22 protein-coding genes are annotated in these 26,391 nt (G+C 63.8%); 16 read left to right on the forward strand and 6 right to left on the reverse strand.

The window, feature by feature from the left end; translation table 11 throughout:
* The first annotated feature begins 51 nt into the window (after positions 1-51).
* Positions 52-999 carry a LysR family transcriptional regulator gene (locus C7401_RS22140; protein WP_372460398.1) on the forward strand — a complete coding sequence of 316 codons (948 nt, stop codon included), beginning with the start codon at positions 52-54 and terminating at the stop codon, positions 997-999.
* A gap of 61 nt (positions 1,000-1,060) precedes the next feature.
* The gene (locus C7401_RS22145) at positions 1,061-1,717 is read left to right on the forward strand and encodes a TetR/AcrR family transcriptional regulator (RefSeq protein WP_112173540.1); all 657 of its coding nucleotides are present in this window, start codon (positions 1,061-1,063) and stop codon (positions 1,715-1,717) included.
* Positions 1,718-4,326: 2,609 nt separating this feature from the next.
* Here the strand turns inward: C7401_RS22145 and C7401_RS22150 are convergent.
* Together C7401_RS22150 and C7401_RS22155 are read right to left on the reverse strand one after the other, a co-directional pair.
* On the reverse strand, positions 4,327-5,322 hold the full coding sequence (locus tag C7401_RS22150; protein ID WP_112173636.1) for a ParB/RepB/Spo0J family partition protein: 996 nt from the start codon (positions 5,320-5,322) through the stop codon (positions 4,327-4,329).
* Positions 5,319-6,527 (reverse strand): AAA family ATPase, encoded by a 1,209-nt coding sequence (locus tag C7401_RS22155; RefSeq protein ID WP_112173541.1) that lies wholly within the window; start codon positions 6,525-6,527, stop codon positions 5,319-5,321. The genes C7401_RS22150 and C7401_RS22155 overlap by 4 nt, the downstream gene beginning before the upstream one ends.
* 1,371 nt (positions 6,528-7,898) lie before the next feature.
* On the opposite strand from C7401_RS22155, the gene C7401_RS22160 reads away from it, so the two are divergent.
* Positions 7,899-9,242: a replication initiation protein gene (locus C7401_RS22160; protein ID WP_258397186.1), complete on the forward strand. Its 1,344-nt coding sequence runs from the start codon at positions 7,899-7,901 to the stop codon at positions 9,240-9,242.
* A gap of 309 nt (positions 9,243-9,551) precedes the next feature.
* Here C7401_RS22160 and argG read toward each other — a convergent pair whose 3' ends face one another.
* Positions 9,552-10,886 (reverse strand): argininosuccinate synthase, encoded by a 1,335-nt coding sequence (gene argG, locus C7401_RS22165; protein WP_112173637.1) that lies wholly within the window; start codon positions 10,884-10,886, stop codon positions 9,552-9,554.
* Between the two features lie 178 nt (positions 10,887-11,064).
* Positions 11,065-11,748, reverse strand: a complete 684-nt coding sequence (locus tag C7401_RS22170; protein WP_112173543.1) for a GntR family transcriptional regulator — start codon at positions 11,746-11,748, stop codon at positions 11,065-11,067.
* Positions 11,749-12,394: 646 nt separating this feature from the next.
* On the opposite strand from C7401_RS22170, the gene C7401_RS22175 reads away from it, so the two are divergent.
* Positions 12,395-13,975 carry a methyl-accepting chemotaxis protein gene (locus C7401_RS22175; RefSeq protein ID WP_112173638.1) on the forward strand — a complete coding sequence of 527 codons (1,581 nt, stop codon included), beginning with the start codon at positions 12,395-12,397 and terminating at the stop codon, positions 13,973-13,975.
* 8 nt (positions 13,976-13,983) lie between these two features.
* Here the strand turns inward: C7401_RS22175 and C7401_RS22180 are convergent, their stop codons facing one another.
* Together C7401_RS22180 and C7401_RS44445 are read right to left on the reverse strand one after the other, a co-directional pair.
* A complete protein-coding gene (locus C7401_RS22180) occupies positions 13,984-14,994 on the reverse strand; it encodes a glycosyltransferase family 2 protein (protein ID WP_112173544.1) in 1,011 nt (336 codons plus the stop codon).
* Positions 14,995-15,043: 49 nt separating this feature from the next.
* Positions 15,044-15,355: a hypothetical protein gene (locus C7401_RS44445; protein ID WP_146757970.1), complete on the reverse strand. Its 312-nt coding sequence runs from the start codon at positions 15,353-15,355 to the stop codon at positions 15,044-15,046.
* Here C7401_RS44445 and C7401_RS22185 point away from each other — a divergent pair.
* The 12 genes from C7401_RS22185 (at position 15,354) to C7401_RS22240 (ending at position 26,384) form a co-directional block, all read left to right on the forward strand.
* Positions 15,354-16,439, forward strand: coding sequence for an aromatic acid exporter family protein (locus C7401_RS22185; RefSeq protein WP_112173545.1), 1,086 nt, complete (start codon positions 15,354-15,356; stop codon positions 16,437-16,439). The two genes, C7401_RS44445 and C7401_RS22185, sit on opposite strands and share 2 nt — an antisense overlap.
* Positions 16,440-16,797: 358 nt before the next feature.
* On the forward strand, positions 16,798-18,078 hold the full coding sequence (locus tag C7401_RS22190; protein ID WP_112173546.1) for an MFS transporter: 1,281 nt from the start codon (positions 16,798-16,800) through the stop codon (positions 18,076-18,078).
* 96 nt (positions 18,079-18,174) lie between these two features.
* On the forward strand, positions 18,175-19,104 hold the full coding sequence (locus C7401_RS22195) for a LysR family transcriptional regulator (RefSeq protein ID WP_112173547.1): 930 nt from the start codon (positions 18,175-18,177) through the stop codon (positions 19,102-19,104).
* 139 nt (positions 19,105-19,243) lie between these two features.
* The gene (locus C7401_RS22200; protein ID WP_112173548.1) at positions 19,244-19,738 is read left to right on the forward strand and encodes a cupin domain-containing protein; all 495 of its coding nucleotides are present in this window, start codon (positions 19,244-19,246) and stop codon (positions 19,736-19,738) included.
* A gap of 37 nt (positions 19,739-19,775) precedes the next feature.
* On the forward strand, positions 19,776-20,795 hold the full coding sequence (locus C7401_RS22205) for a hydroxyquinol 1,2-dioxygenase (RefSeq protein WP_112173549.1): 1,020 nt from the start codon (positions 19,776-19,778) through the stop codon (positions 20,793-20,795).
* A gap of 31 nt (positions 20,796-20,826) precedes the next feature.
* Positions 20,827-22,293 carry an aldehyde dehydrogenase family protein gene (locus C7401_RS22210; RefSeq protein ID WP_112173550.1) on the forward strand — a complete coding sequence of 489 codons (1,467 nt, stop codon included), beginning with the start codon at positions 20,827-20,829 and terminating at the stop codon, positions 22,291-22,293.
* 7 nt (positions 22,294-22,300) lie between these two features.
* Complete coding sequence (locus tag C7401_RS22215; protein ID WP_112173551.1) at positions 22,301-23,368, forward strand: maleylacetate reductase; 1,068 nt, start codon at positions 22,301-22,303, stop codon at positions 23,366-23,368.
* Positions 23,369-23,413: 45 nt separating this feature from the next.
* On the forward strand, positions 23,414-24,286 hold the full coding sequence (locus C7401_RS22220) for an intradiol ring-cleavage dioxygenase (protein ID WP_112173552.1): 873 nt from the start codon (positions 23,414-23,416) through the stop codon (positions 24,284-24,286).
* Positions 24,283-24,603, forward strand: coding sequence for a YciI family protein (locus tag C7401_RS22225; RefSeq protein ID WP_112173553.1), 321 nt, complete (start codon positions 24,283-24,285; stop codon positions 24,601-24,603). The genes C7401_RS22220 and C7401_RS22225 overlap by 4 nt, the downstream gene beginning before the upstream one ends.
* 3 nt (positions 24,604-24,606) lie before the next feature.
* Positions 24,607-24,948, forward strand: coding sequence for a Rieske (2Fe-2S) protein (locus tag C7401_RS22230; RefSeq protein ID WP_112173554.1), 342 nt, complete (start codon positions 24,607-24,609; stop codon positions 24,946-24,948).
* Between the two features lie 143 nt (positions 24,949-25,091).
* Positions 25,092-25,802, forward strand: a complete 711-nt coding sequence (locus tag C7401_RS22235; RefSeq protein ID WP_258397187.1) for a 2OG-Fe(II) oxygenase — start codon at positions 25,092-25,094, stop codon at positions 25,800-25,802.
* A 30-nt stretch (positions 25,803-25,832) separates the two neighbouring features.
* Positions 25,833-26,384, forward strand: coding sequence for a methylated-DNA--[protein]-cysteine S-methyltransferase (locus tag C7401_RS22240; protein ID WP_112173556.1), 552 nt, complete (start codon positions 25,833-25,835; stop codon positions 26,382-26,384).
* Positions 26,385-26,391 lie beyond the last annotated feature (7 nt).

The raw sequence follows: 26,391 nt of genomic DNA on the forward strand, positions 1-26,391 counted from the left end.
GCGGCGCATTGCCCCCAAAGCAACACGAATCAGATGGACAAACTGGGCAGCATGAAGATGTTCATTAGGGTCGCCCAAGCGGGGGGATTCGCCAAGGCGGCCGCGCGCGCGTCGCTGAGCACGGCCGCCGTGTCACGCGCGATCATGGAACTCGAGTCGAGCCTGCAAACCCGGCTTTTCAATCGCACCACACGGCAGATCTCGCTGACCGACGCGGGCCGCCGCTATCTCTCGCACTGCGAGCGTATCCTCAACCAGGTCGAACTGGCCGACGCCGAGGCAATGGGCGCGAGCGCGCAACCGGCGGGCAGGCTGCGCATTCACGCCACGGCCAGCTTCGGGCAGCATTACCTCACGCCGCTGCTCGCGCAATACACGGCGCAGTTCGAGGATGTCCGCGTCGATCTCGTGCTCTCGCAACGCACGCCCGACCTGCTCGAGGAAAAGTTCGACGTGGCGATCGTCGTCGCGCAGAACCTGAAAGACTCGTCGCTCGTTTCGCAACGCCTCGGCTCCACGCGCTCGGTGCTGTGCGCGGCGCCTGACTACCTGGCGCGGCGCGGCACGCCGCGCACGCTCGCGGATCTCGAACACCACACCTGCCTGCAACTCAATTTGCAGGACATGCCCTCGGCACAGTGGGTCTTCGAAGACGTGGAACCGAATTCGTTTCGGACACCGAAACCTGCGCCGCTTACGGTCAATATGGCCGAAGCACTCGCACAGGCCGCCCAGGCGGGCATGGGCATTGGCTTGCTGCCGGTGCCGACCGCGCTTCAGTGCGTTCGCGAAGGCAGCCTGATTCAGGTGCTGCCCGACGTGCGCACGCTACCGCACAATATTTACGCGCTCTACGCTTCGCGCCAGTATCTCGACGCGAAGATCAAGACGCTGGTCGAATTCCTGCGCGAAGCGGTGCCGCAAAAGATCGCCGAGCACGAGCAGGCGCTCGATGCCGCGCGTGCGCGACGCGATCGCGCCATGGCTTGCGTCGAGTGAGGGGAGCGCTGCGCGCCCTCTCCCCTTTTCTCCTTCATTGCCCCCAAAACTGTCGATACGCATGAAAAAGGCAGCGTCCCCGGACACGTCGCCAGCGGTAAAGCGCACGCGCGGCAGACCCGCGCAAGGCGCCTCGGTCGGCCGCGACAAGCTCTTGCGCAACGCGCGCAACACTTTCGCGAAGCGTGGCTACGACGCCACGAGCGTGCGCGAGATCGCGCGCGAGTCAGGCGTCGATGCGGCGCTGCTCGCGCATCACTTCGGTTCCAAGGACGCGCTCTGGGAAGCCGTGGTCGAACAGATCGCGGAACACACCGGGCCCATGGTCGCGGCGACGGCGAGTTTGCGTGCCTCGGCACTCGGCGCGCGCGAACGCGTGGAACGAGCGCTTGAGATCTACATCGACAAGGTGTTCAACGAACCCGATATCGGACTTTTCTTCGCGACTGCGGCAACCGAGGAAGGCGAGCGCTTCGATCTGCTCGTGGAGCGGATCGTTCGGCCGTATCACGACGTGCTCGTTCCGCTGCTGAGCGACGCGGGAAAGCGTAAGGCGCTGAAGGTGGTCGACGCGGACGTGCTGTTCTTCATGCTGCTCAACGGGATCAGCAAGACGGTTGCCTATGGACATGTCTTGCAGGTGTTTTCCGCTTTGCCGAAGCAGCAGGCGAAGTACAAGCGCGCGGTGTTGCAGACAGCGCTTGGAATGTTGGCGTGAGGCGTGTGGGCCGGTGGAAGGATGGTGGCGGTGGCTGGTTTGGGTGCGCTTTACTGAGAACTACAGAATACGTAGTGAAACGTACGAGATGCCGGCTAGGTACCAGTTTTTGTGCAAGTTCGGCTCTCTCAGCCGTGTTTCGGGGTCGGAGAATTCTTGAATTCGTGAAACATCACCTAGAATTTGGTTGGTTTTCGGCCTGAAGTTGTTTATGGGTAAGGCTTTAGCGGATTTCTCCGTTTTTCGTGAATTGTTTCACGGGCTTGGACGTGGAGTTTGATGGGTTGTGCTCGGCAAGTAGGCAGGTTGGGCGCGTAAAGAGGCGGTGATGCCAATGGCTAGTTTCTCTGCCCTCCGGCGTGCGGGTTAGTTGCTGCATGTGCTCGCCTCACGATTGCCGCGGTGGAGGCTGTGGTTGAATGGTCGGTTGGGCTGGCACTCGTGCGGTGGGAGACGAATCACCATTCGGTTAGTTGCATTTTAAGCGTATGCAGGACTGTGCATCTGGGATGGGAACTCGTGTACAGCACATAGTCACCACGCGCTTCCATTGCCACACGTCAGACGTTTTGAGTTGAAGGCAAACGGCGAATTGCCCATGACACACGCCACACGAGTTTTGCCGTCCCGTGGCGGAGTCGCGCCAGCGCCCTCTTCCTATGACGAGCAAGCAAGCACGTGCAATACAGGCCACCCATTGGCCGTACAGCGAATCTCTCGTGCGCTTCATATAGGCGGACGCGTGCTCGTCGTGAGTTTGATGAGTCATCGAGGCGCGTCTCGCGGCACCTCATCAATGTGTACTGAAGACGTCGATTTTGGATCGCGCACGGTCAGGCCGCTTGTACGGGACTCGCATCCGATTTGGAGCATTCGACGGGCGGGTGTGACGCCCGTTCTTGGGCCCACTCCGTCTGGACACGTTAGCCACGCCTGCCACTGACTGCGCCGAGCCGCTTGCCCCTATCGATAGGTAGAACTTTGATCCGCCAAGATTCACGCCGTGGCTGATTGATCGGCGACGCGTTGCGAGTGGCGCATGCGGGAGTTTGTCAGGACAAGCTGTGTCGAGTCGACACACGGCTTGCCAGGGTATGACGCGCGGCCAACAAAATCACTGGCTGCCTGGCCAGTCGATCCCCAGCGCTTGTCATGCGGGCGCGCGTACCGAATTCCAGCTGGTCGCCGGCAGCTACGAGTCGGGCGGGTGCTGTGTGTCGACTCGACACACAGCATGAGAACCTCTAGTGGAAGGATTGGCTCCGAGGTCGTCTCACGTATTAGCAGACGCGACAGCCAATCAAGTTCCCGACGGCTTGGCGCACCGATTGCGGTTTGCATCGATCCTTGACATCCCCCTCTTGTCCTGACATTAGCGCAAGGGACCGGGTGCGTTTGAGGCGATCGAAAGCATCTGCCTTGAGCTTCATCCACGTGAGACTTTGAAGATTTGCACGTCGATTCGAGACACGCTAATTGTGTGGCGCACTATAGTCTGGATCAAGGCTCGTCTCCAGACGGCAGCGCTTTCGAGCAGTTGTGCGGCCGGTGTCCGAATGGGCCTCAACGAGGATCCCGAGCTTGTCGTGTGTCAAGTCGACACACGACAAGCGTGGCCGGATGTCACGCCAACGCTTATGTCGCATAGAAGCGGCACGCAGCGCTACATGCCGTGTGCGTTATCACGGAGTCGGTGAGCGGCATCAAGATGCGTCCCATTGACTCGCAGTCCGACGAAGACCGGAACAACGCCCCTCTCCGTAGTCGGGCGCGGGCCGATCGTTCAGACGCAACGGTTAGCTTTGCGCCACACTGTGTGTCGACTCGACACACTCCGCAGGAAGGCACCGAGCGCGCCCCTTGTAGCGTGACGCAATCGTCCCCGTGAGACGTCGCAACCGCCCCCGTGTGTCGAGTCGACACACAGGCATCGAGCACAGTGGTGCTCCTCCGGGAAGACTCCCTATAACGGCACGTAACGCAAGGCCAGCGTCGGCCGAGATGCTCACCGCACCGGGCCAACCTGACACATGGCGCGGCAAGATACGCGCAAACTTAAGCGCCACAAGTCCATCTCGCCTTCTGAGGCCGTCACACGAAACAACCGCCGTTAGCACTTGCCACCTGTGTCGACTCGACACACATCACATCGAGGCACGCCGAAAAGGAGCCAGCACGGGATCCACCCATACCGGTAGGGGATGCCAAACAGCAACCATCCTCAGCGCTCGCATCCGTGTGTCGACTCGATACATACCTTATCGAAGCCGGTTTGCTCCCGAGACCCGATAGCCCATCGCCTACTCGACACCACGCGTCAGCCGCACCGTGTGTCGAATCGACACACCGCACCTCGAAGCACGCCGAAAGTCGCCCAAAACGAGATTCACACGCCCCGCAGGCGATGCCACACAACAACCCTCACCTCCCGCGCCTTTGTGTCGAGTCGACACACGCCTTATCGAAGCCCCTTGTTCCTGCGCCCCGTCTACCCAACACCGTTCGCCAACCCCACCGTGTGTCGACTCGACACACCACCAAAACCGAGTAGGAAAAGAAAAAGCCCGCCGAAGCGGGCTCCAAACTCAATCCATCCAGCAACACCCAGTTCAGCCGGGCTTCACATTGAAAAGCTGGCTAATCAGTTCGCGAATCTGCGTCTCTTGCGCATCCGACAGCACGCCCGTCTTCAGCTTCACGGTGAAGCTATTGGTATCTTTCGTGATACTCCCAGCGTGGCTCTTACCGGAAAAAATCTTCTCGATGCTGCGCTCGGAAACGCTTTCGATCGACTCCCCGCGGCTCGCCTGCGCGCCAATCGCGGCGGCCAGCTTGCCCTGATCGAGCGTGCGCTCGACAACGGCCGGCCACAATTCACGCGCCGCCGAAAGACCCGCTGTCCCGAACTTCTTGATCGCCGAGACCACCTCGTCGGCCGCCGAACCGCCCAGCAGCCGCGGATTCAAATCGAGATCTCGGCGAATAAAATCGGGGAGATTCTCAAATGCCAGAAAACGGTACAGGCCTTTGCGCGACATGCCGAGCGCCTCGGCCATGCGCTTACGGGTCGGAAATTCACGCTCGGCGCGACGCAGTGATTGACCAATCTCATAATCAGTCAGATCTTCGCGGCCCACGTTTTCCACCAGCGCGAGGACCGCCATGTCCTGGTCGGAACACTCGATCACCGATGCGCGGATCTCCTCCGCCTGAATCAGAACGTGCGCACGCAGACGGCGTTCGCCGGCAATCAACTGATAGCCGTTGTCCGCGCGACGCACGACGACCGGCTCGACGAGCCCGACCTCGCGAATGGATTCGGCCAACGAAGCCAGCCCTTCGTCGCTGAAAATCTTGCGCGGCTGCCAAGGATTCGGCTGAATCGCGTTCACGGGAAGCATGAGCTTGTCGCTCGTCGTCTCCAGTTCCTGGATGCGTTGCTGCGCAACGGCCAGCGCGCCCAGCATGCCGGGGCCGGTTTTGAACGCGCTGCTGCGGCGCGGCTCCGCCGGTGCGACCGCGGCCGGCCGTTCTGGCGCGGCCCGCTCCGAAGACGATCCGAGCTCTGCGGTCTTCGCCGCCATCTTGTCGCGAAATGAACTCACTTGCCGGCCCTCCATTGTTCTACGTAGAGATCGTCGATCCAGCGCACATAGTCAGTCAGTGGCTGACGCACGCGCGCGACCGTCTTGTCCGCGAGATCGCCCTTGCTGATGTCGAACACGGTGGCCATCGCGAGCGCGCCGTTGCTCATCGCGGAGCTTGCCGGCACCTCCAGCGCGTTCACCCAGTCCTTGTAAGTCCGCTGCACCCAGGAGCGCACGACCGGCGCCGACGACGTCTTGCCGTAGTCCACCTTCGAAAGCAGCACGGAAACGAAGTCGTAGGTCTTTTCGTCGCCGCGCTCCATGATCGTGTGCGCGAGGTCCGAAAAGAGGCTCCAGAAAGAAACCGAGCTGATGAAGTCCAGGCTTTCGGGCACGAGCGGCATGACCATCGCATCGGCCGCCATGAGCGCATTGATGGTCAGATAAGACAGCGAAGGCGCCGTGTCCAGAATGATGTAATCGTATTGCTTGCGCAGCGCCACCACGCCCTGGCGCAACAGATCCCAGAACTTGAATCCCGGGTTCTTGATCACCGTGCCCGGAATATGGAACTCGGCGGAAAAGAGCGTAGGGTGCGCCGGAATGACATCGAGACCATCCCAGTACGTTTCCTGCACGAAGTTAAGCAGGCCGCCTTCCATATGCGGGTCGTAGATGAACGGAAGGACAGTGCTGTCTTCGGTCACTTCCTTCTCTGCATACAGTCCACACAATTCCGTCAGCGAAGCTTGAGGATCCAGGTCGATGAGCAGGACCTTGCGGCCGCGCAGCGTGAGGCCCTGGGCGAGACACATGGTCGTGGTCGTTTTCGTCGACCCGCCCTTGAAGTTCGCGACGAGCAGCACCTTGCCGTCCGCGTCGCGCACGCCGGTATGAAGCGGTGTCTGGTAGATATCGGAAACCTGTTGCACCCAGGTTCGCGCCTCGGGCAGGGTGAAGACCCGGCTTCGCCCGGAGCCCTGCGCCACGCCTTGCGGCAAGCCTTCGCGAGTGGCCAGCAGGTTGTTGAGCTTGATGCGGTCAATGCCGCAAAGCTCGGCGACCTGCGCGGACGTAAACGTGGGCGCCATCTTTCGCGGCCGCGGCGCCAGCATCATTTCCCGAAGCTCTTCGGAAAGACGGCCGGCCTCTTCGGCAAATTCAGTGATCGCTGAAAGGTCCACGCGTCGATCGATCGACGGCAATTCGATAGTCTTCGCCATTAATACGCTTTTTATCAGAATTTGGATAAAGCGTAGAATACAGCAAAAGCGTATGAAAACACACTAATTGAGGGCGATATGGGAAAAAATGACCCTCCAAAACGCGCTATATGAGCTTCGCGGGGTCCGTCCAAGGCCCAAATACCAGTGAACTGCCCAAAGCCGCCAGCAGCGCTTTAAAGCCGTTTTTTGCGGGTTGCCTATTTTTTGGGCAAACCGTGAGGGGGCAGCAACACCTTCGCAGCACCAAGGTCGCGTTTTTTGTGCAGTTTGAAACTGCTGCACCGTCCGGCTATCCGCGCAGGGAAGCGTGCCACGGCGCAAGGTCACGGATTTTGTGCGATTCGGCCACTTCGGGTTTCGGTCACCGTCTCGCAGAACGAAGAGTAACGGTTTTTGTGCAACTGTATTTCTGATGAGTCGTTCTCCAGCCACAGATGCACAAAAAACGTTACCGTCTGCGCCCCCATAAGGTTTGTCGCGGCATTCCGCGCACTGCACTGCACAAAAAGCGTTACCTTCGTTCCATCCGCTCACCGCGCCGCGCCGGATTCGTTGGTCTCCAAGGGCAAATTCGCCCGCACACCGCCCGTTGCGCGACTTGCACAATTTCCGTTACCTCAGGTTGGAAGGCCGAAGAAGGCCCTGGCAAGGCAAGTGCACAATAAACGTTACCGTCGTCGATCGCGGAACGGGATCTGCACAAAATCCGTTGCCATCCACGAGTGGCAGCAGTCAGCACAAATTTCGTTACCTCTTGCGCGCCACCATCCAGGCACCTCAAACCCCGCCATAGATGCCTCAAAACAGCCCGTGCACATAAACCACTGCCTCTGCACTCCGCTGCTGCACAGAAATCGTTACCTCAGGAAGCGAATCACCCCCTCAGGAACCGGTGATCGCCGAAAGTCGACTTTGGTTTCCTCGAGGCAAGCCTTTGAAGCACCGCGCTTTCCCGCATTGTGATGCCTGAATCTTTTCACCGTATCGCGAGACACATGCCGTCAAAATTTTCGCCGAGTGTCTGTTTTCGGAGCTCGGTTTGTTTGTTTACTTAAAGACAAAAACCTACGAACCCACTAACGTAGGCCATAGAGTTCTTTAATATCAAAGGGTTGTCTCTGAAAAGCACCGTTCTATGTGCTCGATGCCCCGTTTTATGTGCAAGTCGTTGCCGTTTTATGTGCAGGAGGTGTAGAGATATTTGTGCAATGAGGTACGTTTTTTGTGCGCGAGACGAACCAGACCCGTGTTTGAGGTAACGTTTATTGTGTTGACTTGTGTTTGCGGAGTGATAGAGTGCCCGCCAATGTCGACCGGGAGAGCGTGCGTATGTCGGAGGAGAGCGGGCGAAGGACAACAACACAGCAGATGGCGCTGGGTCTCTTTGAGGAGATGTCCGGCCAGCCGATCAATGAGAGTACGCGCGAGATCGGCTTTCAGCGCAACAACGTGTTCGTCGCCATCAACGGGCTCGGCCTCTCTTCGCGCCGCTTTATCGATGCCGCCTATTTCGTCGCCGCCCAGGAGCCAACGCCGCGCGAGACCTATGACGTCGACCTGAATTACTTCAAGTGGCTCATGCGCTACGAAAGCCGCAACGTGCGCCATTTGCAGAGCGTGATCAAGGAAGCGCAGCGCGTGCTGATCGAAGTGACCGACACGCCGCCCGACCGCGCGCCCAACGAAGACGACCAGTGGATTTCCGAGCAGTTGATGGGCAGCGTCAAGATCGGCAAGGGGCGTATCCAGTTTCGCATCCCGCCGCTGATGCTGCGTCACATCACGGGCCCCGACAAGCACCACTGGCTGAACCTGTGCATCACGGCATCGTTCTCGCAAACCTACGCGCGCGCGATTTACGACTATGTGATGCCCTTCGTGGCGGCCGGCATCACGGACTGGATCGAACTCGACGTCATGCGGCGCTGGCCCGGCAAACTCGGTACGAGCGCGTCGGAGTTCAAGCACTTTCGGCCCAAGTATCTCGATCCGGCGGTGCGCCAGATCAATGAGCTTTCCGACATCGATCTCAACTACGAGACCCGGGCCGACTCGGAGACTTCGCGCAAGATCAACAAGATCCGCTTCCGCATGAAGCGCAAGGACACGGTTGCGGCGCTGCTGAGCCGGCAGCCCGACGCGCACGATCTGCTGCTCACGCTCAAGGAGGAGTTCGGGCTCAGCAACAAGCAGTTCGACGTGATCGCGGAGCACCGCATGAGCTGGACCGACGAGCGCATCCAGCAGGCGATCGAATACACGCGCTTCAGGCTCAACCAGGGCAAGGTGACCAAGAGCCCTGCGGGCTATCTGATGAAGGCGCTGAGCCACAACTGGCAGGTCTCGGAGGCCGAGCGCAAGATGGTGGCGATCCAGAGCGAGCTGGCCATCGCCGCGACCGCGCAGGAAACCGCAAAGACGGAGACCAACACGGCGGTGAAGCAGAGCATCGCCGCGCGCGACGAAGAGGCGAGGACGCAGCGCAACGACGAGGTCACGCGAGGCCGCGAGCACTTCGAATCGGCCGACGAGAAGACCCGCAAGGAGCTCGTGCGGCTCTATATCGCCTCGCAGGCCGGCAAGCTCATGCTGCGCCGCCTGAAGCTCGAGGCGGGCGCGCTCTCCGATGCGAACATCCTCAACCACTCCGATCTGTCGTGGTACTTCGGGCAGTTCGTGTACGGGAAGATGAAGCAGCTTGCGATGTTGTGAGCGTTGAGGAAGACGCCTGGTGGCTGAAGGGCAGGCAGGCGTGTTGACGTTTCGGCGCGCCGATGAGCCAGCCGTGACGCGCTAACGAGCGCATCGTGCCTCGCATCGGCTCACGGACCAAAACATCAGACGGATCAATGGCTTGGGGTATTCGTTCCAGGCGTTCTCCACAAGCTTGTCCAGAAAATCTGTGGAAAACTCTGCGCCTCTCACCACCGCGTCGACCCACACGGCACGAGCACGCCAGGCAATAAAAAAGGGGGAAGGCGCGATGCCTTCCCCCTTCTTCTCAACCCAACCCGCGACGTCTTACTTCTTCTCGTCGTTCAGTTGCGGCAGCGTATAGGCAGCGCCCGGCGCGAGCAGCCCCACCTGCGAGTACACACGCAGCTTCTCGCGCGTGTCGGCGATGTCGAGGTTGCGCATCGTGAGCTGGCCGATACGGTCCTTCGGCGAGAACGTCGAGGCGACCTTCTCCATCGACAGGCGCTCCGGCTGGTACGTCAGGTTGTCCGACTTCGTGCTGAGGATCGAGTAGTCGTTGCCACGGCGCAGTTCGACCTTCACTTCACCGGTGATGGCGCGCGCGACCCAGCGCTGGGCCGTTTCACGCAGCATGATGGCTTGCGGGTCGAACCAGCGGCCCTGGTACAGCAGGCGGCCCAGACGGCGGCCGTTCTCGCGGTACTGCTCGATGGTGTCTTCGTTGTGGATGCCCGTCACGAGGCGCTCATAGGCGATATGGAGCAGCGCGAGGCCCGGGGCTTCGTAGATGCCGCGGCTCTTCGCCTCGATGATGCGGTTCTCGATCTGGTCGCTCATGCCCAGACCGTGACGGCCGCCAATGCGGTTCGCTTCGAGCAGCAGTTCGACGGCGTTCGGGAAGGTCTGGCCGTTCAGCGCGACCGGCTGGCCTTCCTCGAAGCGGATCGTCACTTCTTCCCGGTCGATTTTGACGTCGTCGCGCCAGAACGCCACGCCCATGATCGGGTTCACGATCTTGATGCCGCTTTCCAGGCTTTCGAGGTCCTTCGCTTCGTGCGTCGCGCCGAGCAGGTTCGAGTCGGTCGAGTAGGCCTTCTCGGCCGACATCTTGTACTCGAAGCCCGACTGGCGCATGAACTCCGACATTTCCGAGCGGCCGCCCAGTTCGTCGATGAACTGCTGGTCGAGCCACGGCTTGTAGATCTTCAGGTCCGGGTTGACGAGCAGGCCGTAGCGGTAGAAACGCTCGATGTCGTTGCCCTTGTAGGTCGAACCGTCGCCCCAGATGTTGACGCCGTCTTCCTTCATCGCGGCCACGAGCATGGTGCCCGTGACGGCGCGGCCGATCGGCGTCGTGTTGAAGTACGTGACGCCGGCGGTCGAGATATGGAACGCGCCGCATTGCAGGGCGGCGATGCCTTCGGCCACGAGCTGCGCGCGGCAGTCGATCAGGCGCGCGCCCGCGGCGCCGTATTCGGTCGCGCGGCGCGGGATCGAATCGTAGTCGTCTTCGTCGGGCTGGCCGAGGTTCGCGGTGTAAGCGTAGGGCACGGCGCCCTTGAGCTTCATCCAGTGCAGCGCGGCGCTCGTGTCGAGGCCGCCGGAGAACGCGATACCGACCTTTTGGCCGATCGGAAGGCTTTCGAGAATTGTGCTCATGATGAGAAAGAACCCGGAATAACGAAAATGCGGAGGGAATTCGGTCGAATCGTCAAGTATCTTGTATCCCCGGCCTTTCGGCAAGCTTGGCGGGCAGGGCGGGGCGTGCTGTTCAACGCGAATTCCCGTAAATAAAAGGGGCCACGAACGGCATGCCCCTGGCTGATTTGCTGGCTGCCTAGCGCAGGCTGTCCCAGGCCGCTTCGATGGCCTGCAAGGCGCTCATTACGATCGAGCGGTTCAGCGCTGCGGCGAGCACGCCGTCGCGCTCGGCGTAGGCCTCGCACAGCCGCTGGTGATCCGTGCACGAGCGCTGCAAACGCCCCGGCAGCGAGGTGCTCAGGTGGCGCAGGCGGTTGGTGCGCATGCGCATGGAGTCCAGCACCTCCTTGAAGATGCCGTTGCGGCTCACCCGCAGTTCCAGGTCGCGAAACGCGACGTTGGCCCGGAAGTAGCCGTCCACGTCGCTTTTCGTGGCGACTTCGGCGAGCTCGCGGTGCGCGCGCCATAGCGCCTCGATGTCCTCGTCCGTGGCGTGCTCGACAATGGCGAGCGACACCTGGCCGTAGAGCAGGGCGCGCAGCCCGTAAATCTCGCGCACTTCCTTGAGGCTCATGGCGGCCACGCGCGGGCGGCGGCGCGGCGACCAGTCGACGAGCCCTTCGCGCGTGAGCGCGAACAGCGCCTCGCGCACCGGCGTGCGGCTTACGCTGAAGCGCTTCGCGAGATCGACCGAATTCAGGTCGTCGCCGGGGCGCAGGCGGCCTTCGATGATGCCGCGCGCCACCCAGTCGACGATCTCGGCCACGGACGTCTGCTCGCCCGCTTCCTGGGCGACTGCCACGCCGACGTCTTCATCCATCCACTTACTCCCGAGGCGCCGCGACCGAGCGCAGCGCCTGCAATTGTAACAAATCCGCTGTCGCCCATGCTTTCACGACCGCATGTCATTAGCCGTTGTGTATACAGTAAAGCGAAGTAATTCCGATATTTCGCGAAATATCCCCTTGGATCGACTCTAACTGTCGACACTATGGCGAAAGCCCGTTGACGTCCGATCCGGCAAGGAGACGCCATGTACACCGGAACCGAGGTTTCCGGCTCTGCGCATGCCGTGGCGAGCGTGGGTTCGCCGCGCTGATGGCCTGTCGCTTCGATGCGACGGCGATCATTGCACGAGCCGAGAGAACCAAAACCCTATTGATTCGGATAACGAAGTGATTGGAGTGATCGCGCGAATTACATCGAAAATTGATTCGGCATACGAATCATATTGCGAGCCCCGCGATTCCCCACATACGGCATTTTTCATGCAAGGGGCATGCGTGTACGCAACGCCCGGAGCGCCCAGGTCATGCCCCGGCGTTCCGGACAATCCGGGGATGCACCAGGCCATCCGGCACTTTAAATCGGACGCCGCCTGCCGATATTGAATGATGGGATGTCGCGTAGAGGATAGTCAGGCTGCGCGGCGATCGACTCAGCGCCGTTGGAGAGTGACGTTCGACATGATCAGGTTTCGCCCGCTTACAAGCCAGGTTCGCCGCTTATATAAAGCCCTGGAGGCCCGCTATCCGGCGGGATTCTCGCTCGACGCCACGCGTGAAGTCACCGTGGGCGACCGCGCCACGCCCGTCCTGCTGAGCGGCGCGGTTCAGGTGAACCTGAATCACACGGTTCTCGACGACTGGGGCCGCGAATCGGGCGGCATTTCCTCGATCTTCGTGCTTGCGGGCGAGGACTTCGTGCGCGTCGCCACCAACGTGACGGACGCGAAAGGCGTGCGTGCGGTGGGCGTGGTGATGGACCGGTCGCATCCCGCTTATACGCACAACCGCGCGGGCACCGGTTACTACGGCTATATGGTCGTGGCGGGCCGCAAGTTCATCGTCGACTATCAGCCGATCGTGGATGCGCGGGGCAGGGTGATCGGCATCTTCTCGGTGGGCGTCGACATCGCCAACATCCGCATGCTCACGCTGGCCGAGAAAATGGGCCTCGTCGCGGCGGGCGGCGCGGCCGCGCTGCTGCTCGGCTGGCGTGGCGCGCAGCAGCTCACGGGACTTGCCGCCGCGCCTTGGGCGTGGACGTCGTTGTTGCCCGACCTCGCCATCGCGGCGCTCCTCGGCGCGCTCATGTACGGCGTGGTCAGGCGTCATGCCGCGCAGCCGCTGCTCGATGCGGCCGCCGCCGCGCGCCGTCTCGCGGCGGGCGATCTGTCGAAGCAGATGCCGGTCAAACGCGGCGACGAGATCGGGGCGATCTTCGACGCCATCAATGGCGTCAACGTGGGCATGGCGACGTTGATCGGCAACGTGCGCCGTTCCACGGACAGCCTCACCACGGCCGCGCGCGAGATCGCCGCGGGCAACGCCGATCTTTCCGCGCGCACGGAAGCGCAAGCGGGCTCGCTCGAACAAACGGCGGCCGCCATGGAGCAGCTCACCGCCACCGTGCGCAACAACGCGGGCAATGCGCACCAGGCGCACGATTCGGCGGGCTCGACGTCGAGCCTCGCGAACACGGGCGCGCGCCTGATGAACGAGGCCGAGGCCACCATGCAGGCGATCCGCAAGACCTCGTACAAAGTCGAAGAGATCATCGGCGTGATCGAGAGCATCGCGTTCCAGACCAATATCCTCGCGCTCAACGCCGCTGTCGAAGCCGCGCGCGCGGGCACGCAGGGGCGCGGTTTCTCGGTGGTCGCGGCGGAAGTGCGCACGCTCGCGCAACGCAGCGCCGACGCGGCGCGCGAGATCAAGACGCTCATCACGGAGTCGGTGACGCAGGTCGATCAGGGCGGCCAGTTGATCGAGCGCGTGGGCGGCAACATGACGGAGATCGTCAAGTCGGTCGAGGCCGTGACCGTGCTGATGGCCGAGATCAGCCGCGCGAGCGCGGAGCAGAGCAGCGGCATCGAGGAAGTGAACCGCGCCGTGGGCCACATGGACGAAATGACCCAGCAAAACGCGGCGCTCGTGGAGCAGGCCTCGGCCGCCTCCACGAGCATGCGCGATCAGACCGACAGCCTCGAAACGGCGGTGCGCGTGTTCCGTCTCGCTACCGACGCGCAACGGCTCGCGGCCTGATGCGCGTGTTACGGCATGCGTGTTCTCGACGTATCGACGGGTTGCTCGTCCTTCCTGCCCAATAGCGCGACCGGTTCCTGGCGGCCGTGGCGCGAGGCCTTCCAGATCATCAGCAGGTGATAGTAGAGCCGTGCGCTAAAGCCGAAACGGTACGCGTAGAGGTTTCCCAGCGCGAGTTGCAAGCCCGCACGCGCTTCGTGATTGCGCGCGAGCAGGGACACCACGATCGGCACGAGCCGGCGATACGCGAGCTTGCGGGCGGGTTCGAGTTCGCGCGGCAGCGTGAGCCCCTTGAGAAAGTGCCACGCGGAGATCGATGAGGCGTTGATCGTGCGCCGCGTTGCCTGGGATACCGAAACGTCCGTCATGCGATAGCACGAGACGTACTCGTTCACGTAGCACACGCGCTGCGCCGCGAGGCAAAGCAGCGTGCCGAATACGTAATCGCAGCACGTGCCATAACGTTCCTCGTAGCCGATGCGCTTGACGAGCGCCGCATCGGCGAGCCAGCCGTTGTTGGGGAACATCTGCACGATGCCGGTGCGGCCCGGCAGCGCTTGCAGCCCGGCTGCGTCGGCCGTGCGGTGATACGCGGCGTTCATGCGCTGGCTCGCCGCGTGGTCGATGTGTCCGAGGTGATCGGTTTCGTACTGGTCGCCAAAGGCGACTTCCAGATCGGGATAACGCTCCCATTGCGCGAGCAGCCGCTCCAGGCAGTGGCCGAGCAGATAGTCGTCGTCGTGGATCAACAGGATCTTGTCGCCGCTCGCGCGCTCGAACAGGCTCGCGACATTGCGTGCCTGGCCGAGCGCTGGCACATTGCGCCGGTAGGCGATGCGCGCGTCGTCGCGGTAACGCGTGGCGATCAGTTGCGCCGTGCGGTCGTCGCGCGAGTCGTCGCCGATCACGATCTCGATGTCCGCATGCGTTTGCATGAGGCACGATTCGATGCAGCGTACGAGCAGTTCAGGCCGATCGCACGTTGGCAGACAAATGGAGACTTTCGTTTTTATCGTCATGGGCGGACCCCAGTGCTTAAGGGAAGCGAAGAGGTTCGCAATGCGAACTTCATCGGTTGGTGATGACGGTAAATGAAAAAAACACGAAAGAAATTGAAAATAAATCGCAAGGTACGCGGCTTGCGCAAGGCCGCCCCGCAACGCCTGATACGGCGGGCGTCTGGGCGGAATCCGCGGATTTGATCTGATGAATCGGAAAGAAAATACCGGTCGATAAAAAAGCGTCCGGCGGCGTGCGCCGGGGCGGGCAAAGTGCCGGAACAGCCGCCCCAACCGCGATAACATAAGCACACCGGTGCGCCGCTGATTGCACCGCACGCAACGCGCACTCAACCCGCCTGAAACGATCGACGGCCCCCATGGTTTCCTCCTCCTACGCCCACACACCGCTCACGCCGTTTCGCCGCGCGCTGGCGCGCTTTTCCCTTTCCGAACTCGCGAAATACACCAAGCTCACGCTTGGCATGTGGATCGGCTTCGGGATTCCCTATGCGTGCGGCTATCCCGAGGCGGCGGTCGCGCTTTCGGGCTCGGCCATGCTCACGCTCGCGCTGGGCAGTTCCATCTCGGCGGCGCGCGGCTACTTCTACAAGCGCGTGATGTCGAACCTCGTGGCGATGCCCATCGGCACGCTGCTGATCTGGCTGACCGCGCCGCACCTGTGGCTGGGCGTGATCCTGCTGCCGCTCGTGATCTTCACGATCGTGCGCATCCGGCCGTCGGTCTTCCAGATGACGAGCGTCACCGTGCCGATGACGCTCGTGCTCTACACGGGCGAGCACATTCCGTTGCTGGAGCAACGGCTGATTGGCGTGGTGCTGGGCATGCTGCTGGGCTTCATCATTCAGCAGATCGCCTTTCCGCCCGATCATGGCTTCTGGGCCAACACGCTCGTCAACGACGGCAACGAGCAGGCCACGGCGCTGCTCACCGAGGTCGCCACGAAGACGCTGGACCACGCGAAGCTGAGATCGGCCACGGCGGCGCTGCGCCTTTCGAGCAGCAACCTGAAGCAGGCGCACGATCTGCTCAAGTCGGATCTGGAGCAGTCGTGGGTGTCGGCGCACCTCAAGCGCAATCGCGATCGCCTGCCGCTGTTCCACTGCTATCACGAGCTATTCGATTCGATCGTCGGCTTCCTCGAAACGCTCGACACCTTCAACGCGCAATTCGAGGCACTGGATGCGCAATGGAAGGACGCCTACCGGCGCGGCTTCGCCCGCCTCGTGAGCGTGCATCAGCAACTCGCTTCGCAGGCCGACCTTCGGGTGGAGCGCCCAGGTCTTCTCGCCAGGCCGCTCACGCGCGAAGAACTCCACGCGCTGGTTGAAGCCCTGCCCGCGACGGGCGTTTTCACGAGCGTTTATCTCGGGCACCTCACCGGCTACGGCATCCTGCTCAGCCGCCTGAGCGACATGCATACCGAGCATCTCGCGAACGCGTAACCGTGCCGCGCGCTCCCTGCGCGCTTCTCCGGCAATCGAAAACGCCCACCGCCTGGCGCGCCCGCGCACGTCTACCCGTAATTGTCCTGGGAGGGGAGCCACACGCGAAAACGCGTGGGGCGGCCTGCTTGCCGCGTCCCGGCCGCCTTGCCTGGCGGCCCGCCAAAGCCGATTCTTTGCGATTCGCGAATGATGTATTCGGGCGTTATCCGGTACTGATTCCCCCGCGCTTGCGACTATCTTTGCGACGTCGATGTCGATGGCGTCCCGCAAGCAGCACCGTGTCGCCCGTCGCATCGCACACCGTTTTCGAACATGAGCGATGGCGCGGCGCGAAGGCCGGCCCAAGGAGACAGAGATGAAACCGCATACATGGGACACGGCTTACGAGTGGAAGGCCGTGACGTTGCTGGCGCTTGGCTTCGGCCTCGTGGGCCTCGACCGCTGGCTGATCGCGCCGCTGTTCCCCTCCATCATGAAAGACCTGAACCTGAACGCGCAGGATGTGGGCAACTGCATCGGCATCCTCGGCCTTTCGTGGGGCGTGTTCGCGGCCGTCATGGGCGGCATGTCCGACAAGGTGGGCCGCCGCAAGGTGCTGATTCCGGCGATCGTCGCCTTCTCGCTGCTCTCGGGCTTTTCCGGTCTCGCGGGCGGCTTCATGGGCTTGCTGGCCGTGCGCGCGCTCATGGGCGTGGCGGAAGGCTCGTTCTGCCCGACGAGCTTCGCGGCCACGGCCGACGCCTCGCACCCGAAGCGCCGCGGCTTCAATCTCGGGCTCCAGCAAAGCGGCTTCGCGCTGTTCGGGCTCGCGCTCGCGCCGATCATCGCCACGCAGTTGCTCGGCGTGATGAGCTGGCGCTGGGTGTTCGCGCTCGTCTCGGTGCCGGGCCTCGTGCTCGGCCTGCTGATGTATCGCGTGATTCGCGAGCCGCGCGCCGCCATGACGCCCGAGGCGGGCACAGCCGCCGCGCCGCTCGAACGCGGCCACTGGCGCGACGTGATCCGCAGCCGCAACATTCCGGTGGCGATGGTGGCGCTCTTTTGCGCGATGACGGGCGTGTTCGTGCTCGGCGCCATGCTGCCGCTCTACCTCACGCAGTATCTCGCGCTCGACACGCAGCACATGGGCATGGTGGCGTCCGCCATCGGCTTTGGCGGTTTCGTCGGACAGTTCGGCTTGCCGGGCCTGTCCGATCTCGTGGGCCGGCGCACGGCCAGCCTCGCCGGCTTCGTGGGCACGGCCGCCATGCTGATCGTGTTTCGCGGGCTCGGCGCGCAGCCGCTCGCGCTTTTCGCCGTGCTGTTCGCGGCGTCGTTCTTCACGCTCGGCCTCGTGTCGCTGCTGTCGGGGCCGGTCGCCACCGAGGCCGCGCCCGCCGGCATGCTCTCGACGTCGATCGGCCTCGTGGTGGGCGCGGGCGAGATTTTCGGCGGCGGCGTGGCGCCCGCGCTTGCCGGCTTCGTCGCCGCCCATTTCGGTATCCAGAATATTCTGTGGCTGCCGATCGGCGCAGTCATGCTCGGCGTGCTGGTGAGTCTTCTGCTCAAGGAAACCGCGCCCGCGAAGCTGCGCCGCCGCGAGGCCGTTGCCGTTGCCGCTGCCACACCGCTGCCTGCCGCCGGTCAGGCCGAGTAGGGACCGTGCGCCATCCTCCTTCCAGCGCCGCCGCGTAAAAGCGTGGAGACGGGCCCTATACTCTGGATGGCCCGAACCCTGGATAAAGAGAGGAGCATGGACCGATTCTTGAGCATCGAAACGTTTGTGCGCGTGGCGGAAACGAGCAGTTTTGCCGAAGCGGCCCGGCAGCTAGGCGTCACCAGTTCGGTCGTGACGAACCGCATCCAGCAACTGGAAAAGTTCGTCAACGCGCCGCTCTTTCATCGCAGCACGCGGCATGTGCGCCTCTCCGAAGTCGGAGAGGCGTTTTACCGCGAATGCGCCGAGGTCGTGGGGCGCGTGAACGAGCTCACGGACCAGATGCGCGAACTGCGCGCCACGCCCACCGGGCGGCTGCGCATCCAGATGCTGCCGGGCTTCGCGCTGGGCCATTTCGGCGCGCCGCTCGCCGAATTCAACCGGCGCTATCCGGGCATCCAGCTCGACGTGATCGTCAACGACCGCGTGGTCGATCCGATCGAAGAAGGCTTCGACGTCGCGTTCCAGATCTTTCCGCCGATATCCGAATCGCTGATCGAGCGCCGGCTCTTTGCGGTGCGGCGGCTCTTTTGCGCCACACCTGCTTATGTGCAGGCGCATGGCGCGCCGCAGCATCCGCGCGAATTGCTGCAACACACCACGGCGCTGTATTCGGGCTATCCCTCGCGCAACCGCTGGACGATGACGCGCGGCGACGAAGTCGTGGAGATGGAATTGCCCGGCATGATCCGCTCGAACTCCGTGCATTTGCTGCGCGATTACGCGCTCACGGGCGGCGGCGTGGTGTGCCTGCCCACGCTCGTGGCGAGCGCGGCGCTGCTCGACGGCTCGCTCGTGCCGATCCTCACCGATTACCACCTCTCGCCGTTGAGCTTCGCGGCCGTGTATCCCTCCACGCAGCGCCAGGCCCTGAAAGTGAAGGCGCTGGTGGAGTTTCTGGCCGAGTATCTGGGCCCCGAGCCCGCGTGGGACGTGCCGCTGCTGGCGCGCGGCTGGGTGCGCTAGCGCTGTTGGGCCCGCCGCGTTCGCTCGCCGCGATTATTTGCGAAACGCGAATGCCGTAATCGTCTGGCCGCCGGTTGTTGCCGCCGCGCCGCGCTCCTAAAGTGGATTGCAACGACACCTTCCAAAACAGGAGACAGCCATGACCGACACGTCATTCCATACCGTCTTCGGTTCGCTCGGGCAGTACCGCAAGGGCGAGATCGAAATCACGAGCGGCGACGCCCGCCACTATGTTTTCTCCAACGTCTTCGAAGTCGCCGCGCAGTCGGCGCCCTACGAAAAAGTCGTGGTGGGCAAGAACCTCGAATACGTGATCGAGGTGCTGCGCACGCAAGGACAGTCGCGCTGGTTTGCCTGCGCGCACGACGAGTTCGTGATCCTGATGGACGGTGAAGCGCGCATCGATTTCATCAAGCTCGACACGCCGCCGAAGGGCGGTTCCGGAACCGTCGCGGCCGGCGACGAACCCGCGGGCCGCAAGATGGGCCACGTGGTGCTGCGCCGGGGGCATCAGGCTCTGCTGCCTGCCGGTTGCGCCTATCGCTTCAGCGCGCCGCGCGACGGCGTGGCGCTCGTGCAGACCATGGCCGGCGCGCTTTCGGTGCAGAAGTGGGCCGATATCTGCCTGCACTGACCGTCCACACGCGATTCGAACCTCAGGAGACAAAGACATGGCCAGCCTTGAAACCCTCGATCACCCGGCAGGCTTCGCCGCCGACACCGTGCGCGCAAGCGAACCCGACGCCGTGACCGGCTATCGCCGCTACACCCTCGGCGCCTTCGAATTCACGCGCGACGAATACTTCGTCAAGGTGCTGTGGCCCGCGAAAGGCCAGATCCGCACCCACGCCATTCCCGCCGACGCCTTCCTGCGCGCGATGATGCGCGACGTGGCCTGGGGCTTCTTCTACGGCTGGGTGAATTTCGACCACGTGTTCGGCACGCGCAACCACTACGGCAAGGTGGACATCTATGCGGGCTCGTTCAACGGCATCATGAAGGAAGCGGGTGTGGACTATACCGAGACCTTCGAAACGCCCACCATCATGGCGACCTTCAAGGCGATCCTGCACGACTGGACCAACGAAGGCTTCGACCCGTTCGCCGCCCCCGAGGAAACCGGCACGGCATTCGGCCGCAAGCATGGCGATAACGACGCCGCGATCGAGCGCACGCGCATCGCCACGCGCCGCATGCCGGGCCTCGCGGGCGACTCGCCGCTGCGCGACGATCTGCCCGTGAACCGCGCCTTCGCCGACGTGCCCCAGGACAGCCCGGAAGTGCACGCCGAAGCGGGCTTCGAAGGCGAGCTGCACGCGTTCAATCTCTTCAAGTACCTCTCGCGCTCGGATGTCACGTGGAATCCCTCGGTCACCTCGGTGTGCGGCCAGAGCCTGTTCTGCCCGACCACGGAGGAGTACATCCTGCCAGTGTTCCACGGCAACGACCGGGTCGAATGGTTCCTGCAACTCTCGGACGAAATCGTCTGGGACATCGGCGACAAGAACACGGGCGCACCGCGTGCGCGCATCACGATGCGCGCCGGCGACATCTGCGCCATGCCCGCCGATATCCGGCACCAGGGCTATTCGACCAAGCGCTCGATGCTGCTCGTATGGGAGAACGCCACGGCCGACTTGCCCAAACGCTACGAAAGCGGCGATCTCAAGCCTTATCCGGTGGACTTCTGAGCAGGCCCCAGGCATCAATCGAGGATTACACATGCAAACGCAATTGTTCATCGACGGCCGCTTCGTCGACGCCGTCGAAGGCGGCACCATCGACGTGCTCAATCCGCACGACGGCTCGCTGATCACGAAGATCTCCGCCGCCACCGCCGCCGACATCGATCTGGCCGTGGCCGCCGCCGCGCGTGCGTTCCCGCAGTGGTCGGCGCTGCCCGCCGCCGAGCGCGGCCGCTTGCTGCTGCGTCTGGCCGACGCCATCGAAGCGAACGGCGAAGAACTCGCGCAACTCGAATCGCTCGACACGGGGCACCCGATTCGCGACTCGCGCGCGCTCGACGTGCCGCGCACGGCCGCGTGCTTTCGCTATTTCGGCGGCATGGCCGACAAGCTGCAAGGCTCGGTGATCCCCGTCGAAACGGGCTTTCTCAACTACGTGCAGCGCGCGCCCATCGGCGTGGTGGGGCAGATCGTGCCGTGGAATTTTCCGCTCATGTTCACGAGCTGGAAAATGGGCCCGGCGCTCGCGGCCGGCAATACCGTCGTGCTGAAGCCTTCGGAGATCACGCCGCTTTCCACGCTGCGCATCGTCGAGCTGATGGCGGAAGTGGGCTTTCCCGCGGGCGTCGTCAACATCGTGCCGGGCTACGGCCACACGGCGGGGCAGCGGCTTGCGGAGCATCCGGGCGTGGGCAAGATCGCGTTCACGGGTTCGACGGCGACAGGGCGGCGCATCGTCGAGGCCTCGCAGGGCAACCTCAAGCGCGTGCAACTCGAACTGGGCGGCAAGGGCGCGAATATCGTGTTCGACGACGCCAACCTGGACGCCGCCATCAACGGCGCGGCCTGGGCGATCTTCCACAATCAGGGGCAGGCGTGCATTGCCGGGTCGCGGCTCGTGCTGCACGAGCGCATCGCCGACGAATTTCTCGAACGCTTCGTGGCGCTCGCTTCCTCGATTCGCGTGGGCAATCCTTTGGACCCCGAAACGGAAATGGGGCCGCTTACGTCGCTGCAACACCTGGAGCGCGTGAAGGCTTATGTCGACGTGGCGCGCGAGCAGGGCGGGCGCGTGCTCACGGGCGGCGTCGCGCCGCAGGACCCGGCGCTCGCCAACGGCTACTACGTGCGCCCCACGGTGATCGAGGCGAAGACGGCCGACGATCGGGTCGCGCAGGAAGAGGTGTTCGGGCCGTTCGTGACCGTGCTGCGCTTCAAGTCCGATGAAGAAGCGCTCGACATCGCCAACGGCACCGCTTACGGACTCGGCAGCGGTCTGTGGACGCGCGACCTCTCGCGCGCGCATGGCATCGCGGGCAAGATTCAGGCGGGCATGTGCTGGGTGAACTGCTACAAGCGCGTGAATCCGGGCAGCCCGTTCGGCGGCGTCGGCCAGTCGGGTTACGGGCGCGAAATGGGCTTCGAGGCGATGCACGACTACACCGAGGCGCGCTCGGTGTGGGTCAACGTGGACGCCCAGGTGCCGCCGCACTTCAAGCGTTGAGGCGCATATGGACTCGTTCGTTTATCAAAGTTTGCCGTCGCGCGTGGTGTTCGGCTGGGGCAACGTCGCGCGCTTGCCCGATGAAGTGGACCGGCTCGGCGCGCGCCGCGCGCTGATTCTCTCGACGCCCGAACAGCGCCCGCTTGCCGAAGCGGTGGCGCGGCTGCTGGGCGAGCGCGCCGCCGGCATTCACGCCGAAGCCGTCATGCACGTGCCCGTGGAGGTCGCGCGGGCCGCGTGCGAGAAGGCGGCGGCGCTCGATGCGCAGTGCTGCGTGGCCGTGGGCGGAGGCTCGACCATTGGGCTTGGCAAGGCCATCGCGCTCGAATCGTCATTGCCGATCGTCGCGGTGCCCACCACCTACGCGGGCTCGGAGATGACGCCCATCTACGGGCTCACCGAAGGACGCCTGAAGAAGACCGGTCGCGACCTGCGCGTGCTGCCGCGCACGGTGATCTACGACCCTGCGCTCACGGTGTCGCTGCCCGTGGGCATTTCGGCGGCTTCGGGCGTCAACGCGATGGCGCACGCGGTAGAAGCGCTGTACGCGCAAGACGCCAACCCCGTGATCAGCCTGATGGCCGAGGAATCGATCCGCGCATTGGGCGAGGCGCTGCCCGCCGTCGTGCGCCGGGGCGACGACGCGCCGATGCGCAGCCGCGCACTTTACGGCGCGTGGCTCGCGGGCAGTTGCCTCGCGGCCGTGGGCATGGCGCTGCATCACAAGCTGTGCCACACGCTGGGCGGCACCTTCAATCTGCCGCACGCGCAAACGCACGCGATCATGCTGCCGCATACGGCGCACTACAATCACGCGGCGGCGCCCGAGGCGCTCGAACGCGTGGCGCGCGCGCTCGGCGGCGAGCATGCGGCGCAGGCGGGTCCGCGGTTGTATGCTTTGAACGCGTCGCTCGGCATCGCGCTCGCGCTGAAGGATATCGGCATGCCGGAGAGCGGGCTCGATGAAGCGGCCGATCTGGCGTGCACGAACGCCTACCCCAATCCGCGTGCGCTGGAGCGCGAGGCGATCCGCGCGCTGTTGCAGCGCGCGTGGGAAGGCGCCGCGCCGCGCTAGCCTCGCCGCCTGTGCGCCGCACACAACAACGCAAAGGAGACAACCATGTCGACGCATGGCACCGAGGCCGAACGGGCCTTGACGGAACAGGTGGTGGCGCGCTTCGCGAACACGCCCGACGCGCGCCTGCGCACGCTGATGCAAAGCCTCGTGCGGCATCTGCACGCTTTCGTGCGCGAGGTGGAGCCGAGCGAGGCGGAGTGGTTCGCGGCCATCCGCTTTCTCACCGAAACCGGCAAGATGTGCGACGACGTCGTGCGCCAGGAATTCATCCTGCTCTCCGACACGCTGGGCGTGTCGATGCTCGTCGATGCGATCAATCACCGCTACGCGACAGGGGCGACCGACACGACCGTGTTCGGCCCGTTCTACATCGACGGCATGCCGGAACGTGCCCAGGGCGAGAACATGGCGTTCACGCCGGGCACGCCCGCGCTCGTGCATGGCCGCGTGCTCTCGACCGATGGCGAGCCAGTGGCGAACGCGCTGCTCGACGTGTGGCAAACGGCGGATAACGGCATGTACTCGGGGCAGGACACCGCGCAGCCGCACGGCAACCTGCGCGGGCGCTACCGCACCGACGCCGGGGGCCGCTACGCGATCCGCACCATCGTGCCCGTGTGCTATCCGATTCCGACCGACGGTCCGGTGGGCCGCATGCTCGAGGCCACGGGGCGGCACCCGTGGCGGCCCGCGCATCTGCACTTCATGATTACCGCGCCCGGCCACAGCACGCTCGTCACGCATCTGTTCAACCGGGACGACCCGTATCTGGAATCGGATGCCGTATTCGGCGTCAAGCCTTCGCTGCTCGTGGATTATTGCGAGCGCACGCCGGGCGACGCGAGCGCGCGCGAATACGGCTTCGAAGGAGACTTTCGCGAGGCGCGCTACGACTTCGTGCTGGAGCGGGCATGAGACCGTCGACGCGCTACTACGCGGTGTTCGCCACCGACAAGCCCGGCATGCGCGACGTGCGCGAGCGCGTGCGGGCGGTGCATCGCACGTATCTGCGCACGGCCTCGCAGCACGGCGTGTTCGTGCGGCTGGGCGGCTCGACGCTCGCGCCGCAATGCGATGCGCTCAACGGCACGCTGCTCGTGATCGAGGCCGAAGCCTACGACGACGTGATGCGCTTCGTGCGCGACGACCCGTACACACGGGCGGGCCTGTTCGAACACGTCGAGATCCGGCCGTGGGACTGGAATCTTGGCAATCCTGAGCAACGGGTGTGAGCCATGGACACCGTGAGCCTGTGTCGCCTCGATGACGTGCCCGATGGCGGCGCACGCGTGATCGACGCCGCCTTGACGGGGCAGCCCGTTGTGGTCGTGCGGCGCGCGGGCGAGGTGTGGGCCTATGCGAACCGCTGCCCGCATTTTTCGGCGCCGCTCGACTACGAGCCGGGGCGGGTGCCGACCTATCGCGCACAGGTGATCATGTGCGCGCATCACAGTGCGCTGTTTCGCTTCGAAGACGGGCAGTGCATCGAAGGCCCTTGCACGGGGGCGAAGCTCGACGCCATACCCGTGTGGGTCGATGCGCAGGCGAGGGTCGTGGCGCAATGCGCATGCCCGTGACAGGCCCACATCGACCCATATCGAGTTAGATAGCAAGATTCGGATCGGCACGCGTCGTGTGGCGGCGTATCGTTCTCCTGTGCGCCCTGTCAGCGAAACCAGGCGCGGCCAGCGGAGGAACCGATGCGATGAATGCCGGAGCAATGAGAGCGGAACAACCGGACTCAGAACTGTACGACTGGGGCGAGATCGAGCAATCGCTCGATGCGCGCGGCCATGCCGTGCTGCCTCGCGTGCTCAGGCCCGAGCAATGCGCGAGACTCGCCGCCCTGTATGCGCGGGACGACGGCTTTCGCTCGCGTATCGTGATGGCGCGCCACAATTTCGGGCGCGGCGAATACAAATACTTTGCGTATCCGCTGCCGCCGCTGCTTCAGCGTCTGCGGCAAGCGCTATATCCGTACCTCGCGCCGATCGCCAATCGCTGGAACCGCGAAATGGGTATCGACGCGCAATACCCGCAAGAACTCTCCGCGTTTCTCGACCAGTGCCACCGCGCCGGGCAAACGCGCCCCACGCCGCTCATCCTCGAATACGGTCCTGGCGACTATAACTGTCTGCACCAGGACCTCTATGGCGAGCATGTGTTCCCGCTTCAGGTGGCGATCCTGCTTTCCCGCCCCGGCGACGACTTCGAGGGCGGCGAGTTCGTGATGACCGAGAGCGCGCCGGGCGGCCAGCACGCCGAGGTGGTGCCGCTCACGCAGGGCGACGCGGTGGTGTTCACCGTCAACCAGCGGCCGGCCACGAACCGGCGCGGCGGCCGGCGCAAGGTGGCCATGCGGCACGGCGTCAGCGTGGTGCGCAGCGGAAAGCGCCATACGGTGGGCCTGATCTTTCACGATTCGCGCTAGCGCCGGAGTTCGACGCGAGAGGACCGCATCATGCAACTGTTTCTGAGCCATATCGAGTCGCCGCTCGGTGACATCATGCTGGTGAGCGATGCGCGGCACACGCTGCACGCGCTCGAATTCGCCGATCATCGCGCGCGGCTGCATCGCGGTTTGCGCGAGCGTTACGGCAGCGGCGCGCTGGCCGAGGGCGCCGCGCCCGCACCGATCGCGGACGCGATGGCCCGCTATTTTGCGGGCGAATGGCGCGCGCTCGAAACGCTGGCGGTCGCGATGGCGGGCTCCGATCTGCAAAACAAGGTCTGGGCGGCGTTGCGCCGCATTCCGGCCGGCAGCACCACGAGCTACGGCAAGCTGGCGCGCGAGCTGGGATTCGACGACCCGCGTGCGGCCATCGACATCGGCGCGGCCAATGGCGCGAACCCCATCGCCATCGTGGTGCCGTGCCATCGCGTGATTGCCAGTAACGGCGACCTGAAGGGATACGCGTGGGGCGTGGAGCGCAAGCGCTGGCTGCTCGAACACGAGAAGGCGATTCGGGCCGCGCCCGCCGCGCCGCAAACCGCCACGCTCCCAGGCTTTTAAACCGGAT

The organism is Paraburkholderia unamae, assembly GCF_003268775.1.
In the GTDB taxonomy this organism is placed as follows: Bacteria; Pseudomonadota; Gammaproteobacteria; order Burkholderiales; family Burkholderiaceae; genus Paraburkholderia; species Paraburkholderia unamae.

What these genes read in the sequence shown, in the direction of transcription:
- C7401_RS22140 (WP_372460398.1), top strand. Translation starts at nt 52, where the DNA reads ATGAAGATGTTCATTAGGGTCGCCCAAGCGGGGGGATTCGCCAAGGCG.
- C7401_RS22145 (WP_112173540.1), top strand. Translation starts at nt 1,061, where the DNA reads ATGAAAAAGGCAGCGTCCCCGGACACGTCGCCAGCGGTAAAGCGCACG.
- C7401_RS22155 (WP_112173541.1), bottom strand. Translation starts at nt 6,527, where the DNA reads ATGGCGAAGACTATCGAATTGCCGTCGATCGATCGACGCGTGGACCTT.
- C7401_RS22160 (WP_258397186.1), top strand. Translation starts at nt 7,899, where the DNA reads ATGGCGCTGGGTCTCTTTGAGGAGATGTCCGGCCAGCCGATCAATGAG.
- argG (WP_112173637.1), bottom strand. Translation starts at nt 10,886, where the DNA reads ATGAGCACAATTCTCGAAAGCCTTCCGATCGGCCAAAAGGTCGGTATC.
- C7401_RS22170 (WP_112173543.1), bottom strand. Translation starts at nt 11,748, where the DNA reads ATGGATGAAGACGTCGGCGTGGCAGTCGCCCAGGAAGCGGGCGAGCAG.
- C7401_RS22175 (WP_112173638.1), top strand. Translation starts at nt 12,395, where the DNA reads ATGATCAGGTTTCGCCCGCTTACAAGCCAGGTTCGCCGCTTATATAAA.
- C7401_RS22180 (WP_112173544.1), bottom strand. Translation starts at nt 14,994, where the DNA reads ATGACGATAAAAACGAAAGTCTCCATTTGTCTGCCAACGTGCGATCGG.
- C7401_RS22185 (WP_112173545.1), top strand. Translation starts at nt 15,354, where the DNA reads ATGGTTTCCTCCTCCTACGCCCACACACCGCTCACGCCGTTTCGCCGC.
- C7401_RS44445 (WP_146757970.1), bottom strand. Translation starts at nt 15,355, where the DNA reads ATGGGGGCCGTCGATCGTTTCAGGCGGGTTGAGTGCGCGTTGCGTGCG.
- C7401_RS22190 (WP_112173546.1), top strand. Translation starts at nt 16,798, where the DNA reads ATGAAACCGCATACATGGGACACGGCTTACGAGTGGAAGGCCGTGACG.
- C7401_RS22195 (WP_112173547.1), top strand. Translation starts at nt 18,175, where the DNA reads ATGGACCGATTCTTGAGCATCGAAACGTTTGTGCGCGTGGCGGAAACG.
- C7401_RS22200 (WP_112173548.1), top strand. Translation starts at nt 19,244, where the DNA reads ATGACCGACACGTCATTCCATACCGTCTTCGGTTCGCTCGGGCAGTAC.
- C7401_RS22205 (WP_112173549.1), top strand. Translation starts at nt 19,776, where the DNA reads ATGGCCAGCCTTGAAACCCTCGATCACCCGGCAGGCTTCGCCGCCGAC.
- C7401_RS22210 (WP_112173550.1), top strand. Translation starts at nt 20,827, where the DNA reads ATGCAAACGCAATTGTTCATCGACGGCCGCTTCGTCGACGCCGTCGAA.
- C7401_RS22215 (WP_112173551.1), top strand. Translation starts at nt 22,301, where the DNA reads ATGGACTCGTTCGTTTATCAAAGTTTGCCGTCGCGCGTGGTGTTCGGC.
- C7401_RS22220 (WP_112173552.1), top strand. Translation starts at nt 23,414, where the DNA reads ATGTCGACGCATGGCACCGAGGCCGAACGGGCCTTGACGGAACAGGTG.
- C7401_RS22225 (WP_112173553.1), top strand. Translation starts at nt 24,283, where the DNA reads ATGAGACCGTCGACGCGCTACTACGCGGTGTTCGCCACCGACAAGCCC.
- C7401_RS22230 (WP_112173554.1), top strand. Translation starts at nt 24,607, where the DNA reads ATGGACACCGTGAGCCTGTGTCGCCTCGATGACGTGCCCGATGGCGGC.
- C7401_RS22235 (WP_258397187.1), top strand. Translation starts at nt 25,092, where the DNA reads ATGAGAGCGGAACAACCGGACTCAGAACTGTACGACTGGGGCGAGATC.
- C7401_RS22240 (WP_112173556.1), top strand. Translation starts at nt 25,833, where the DNA reads ATGCAACTGTTTCTGAGCCATATCGAGTCGCCGCTCGGTGACATCATG.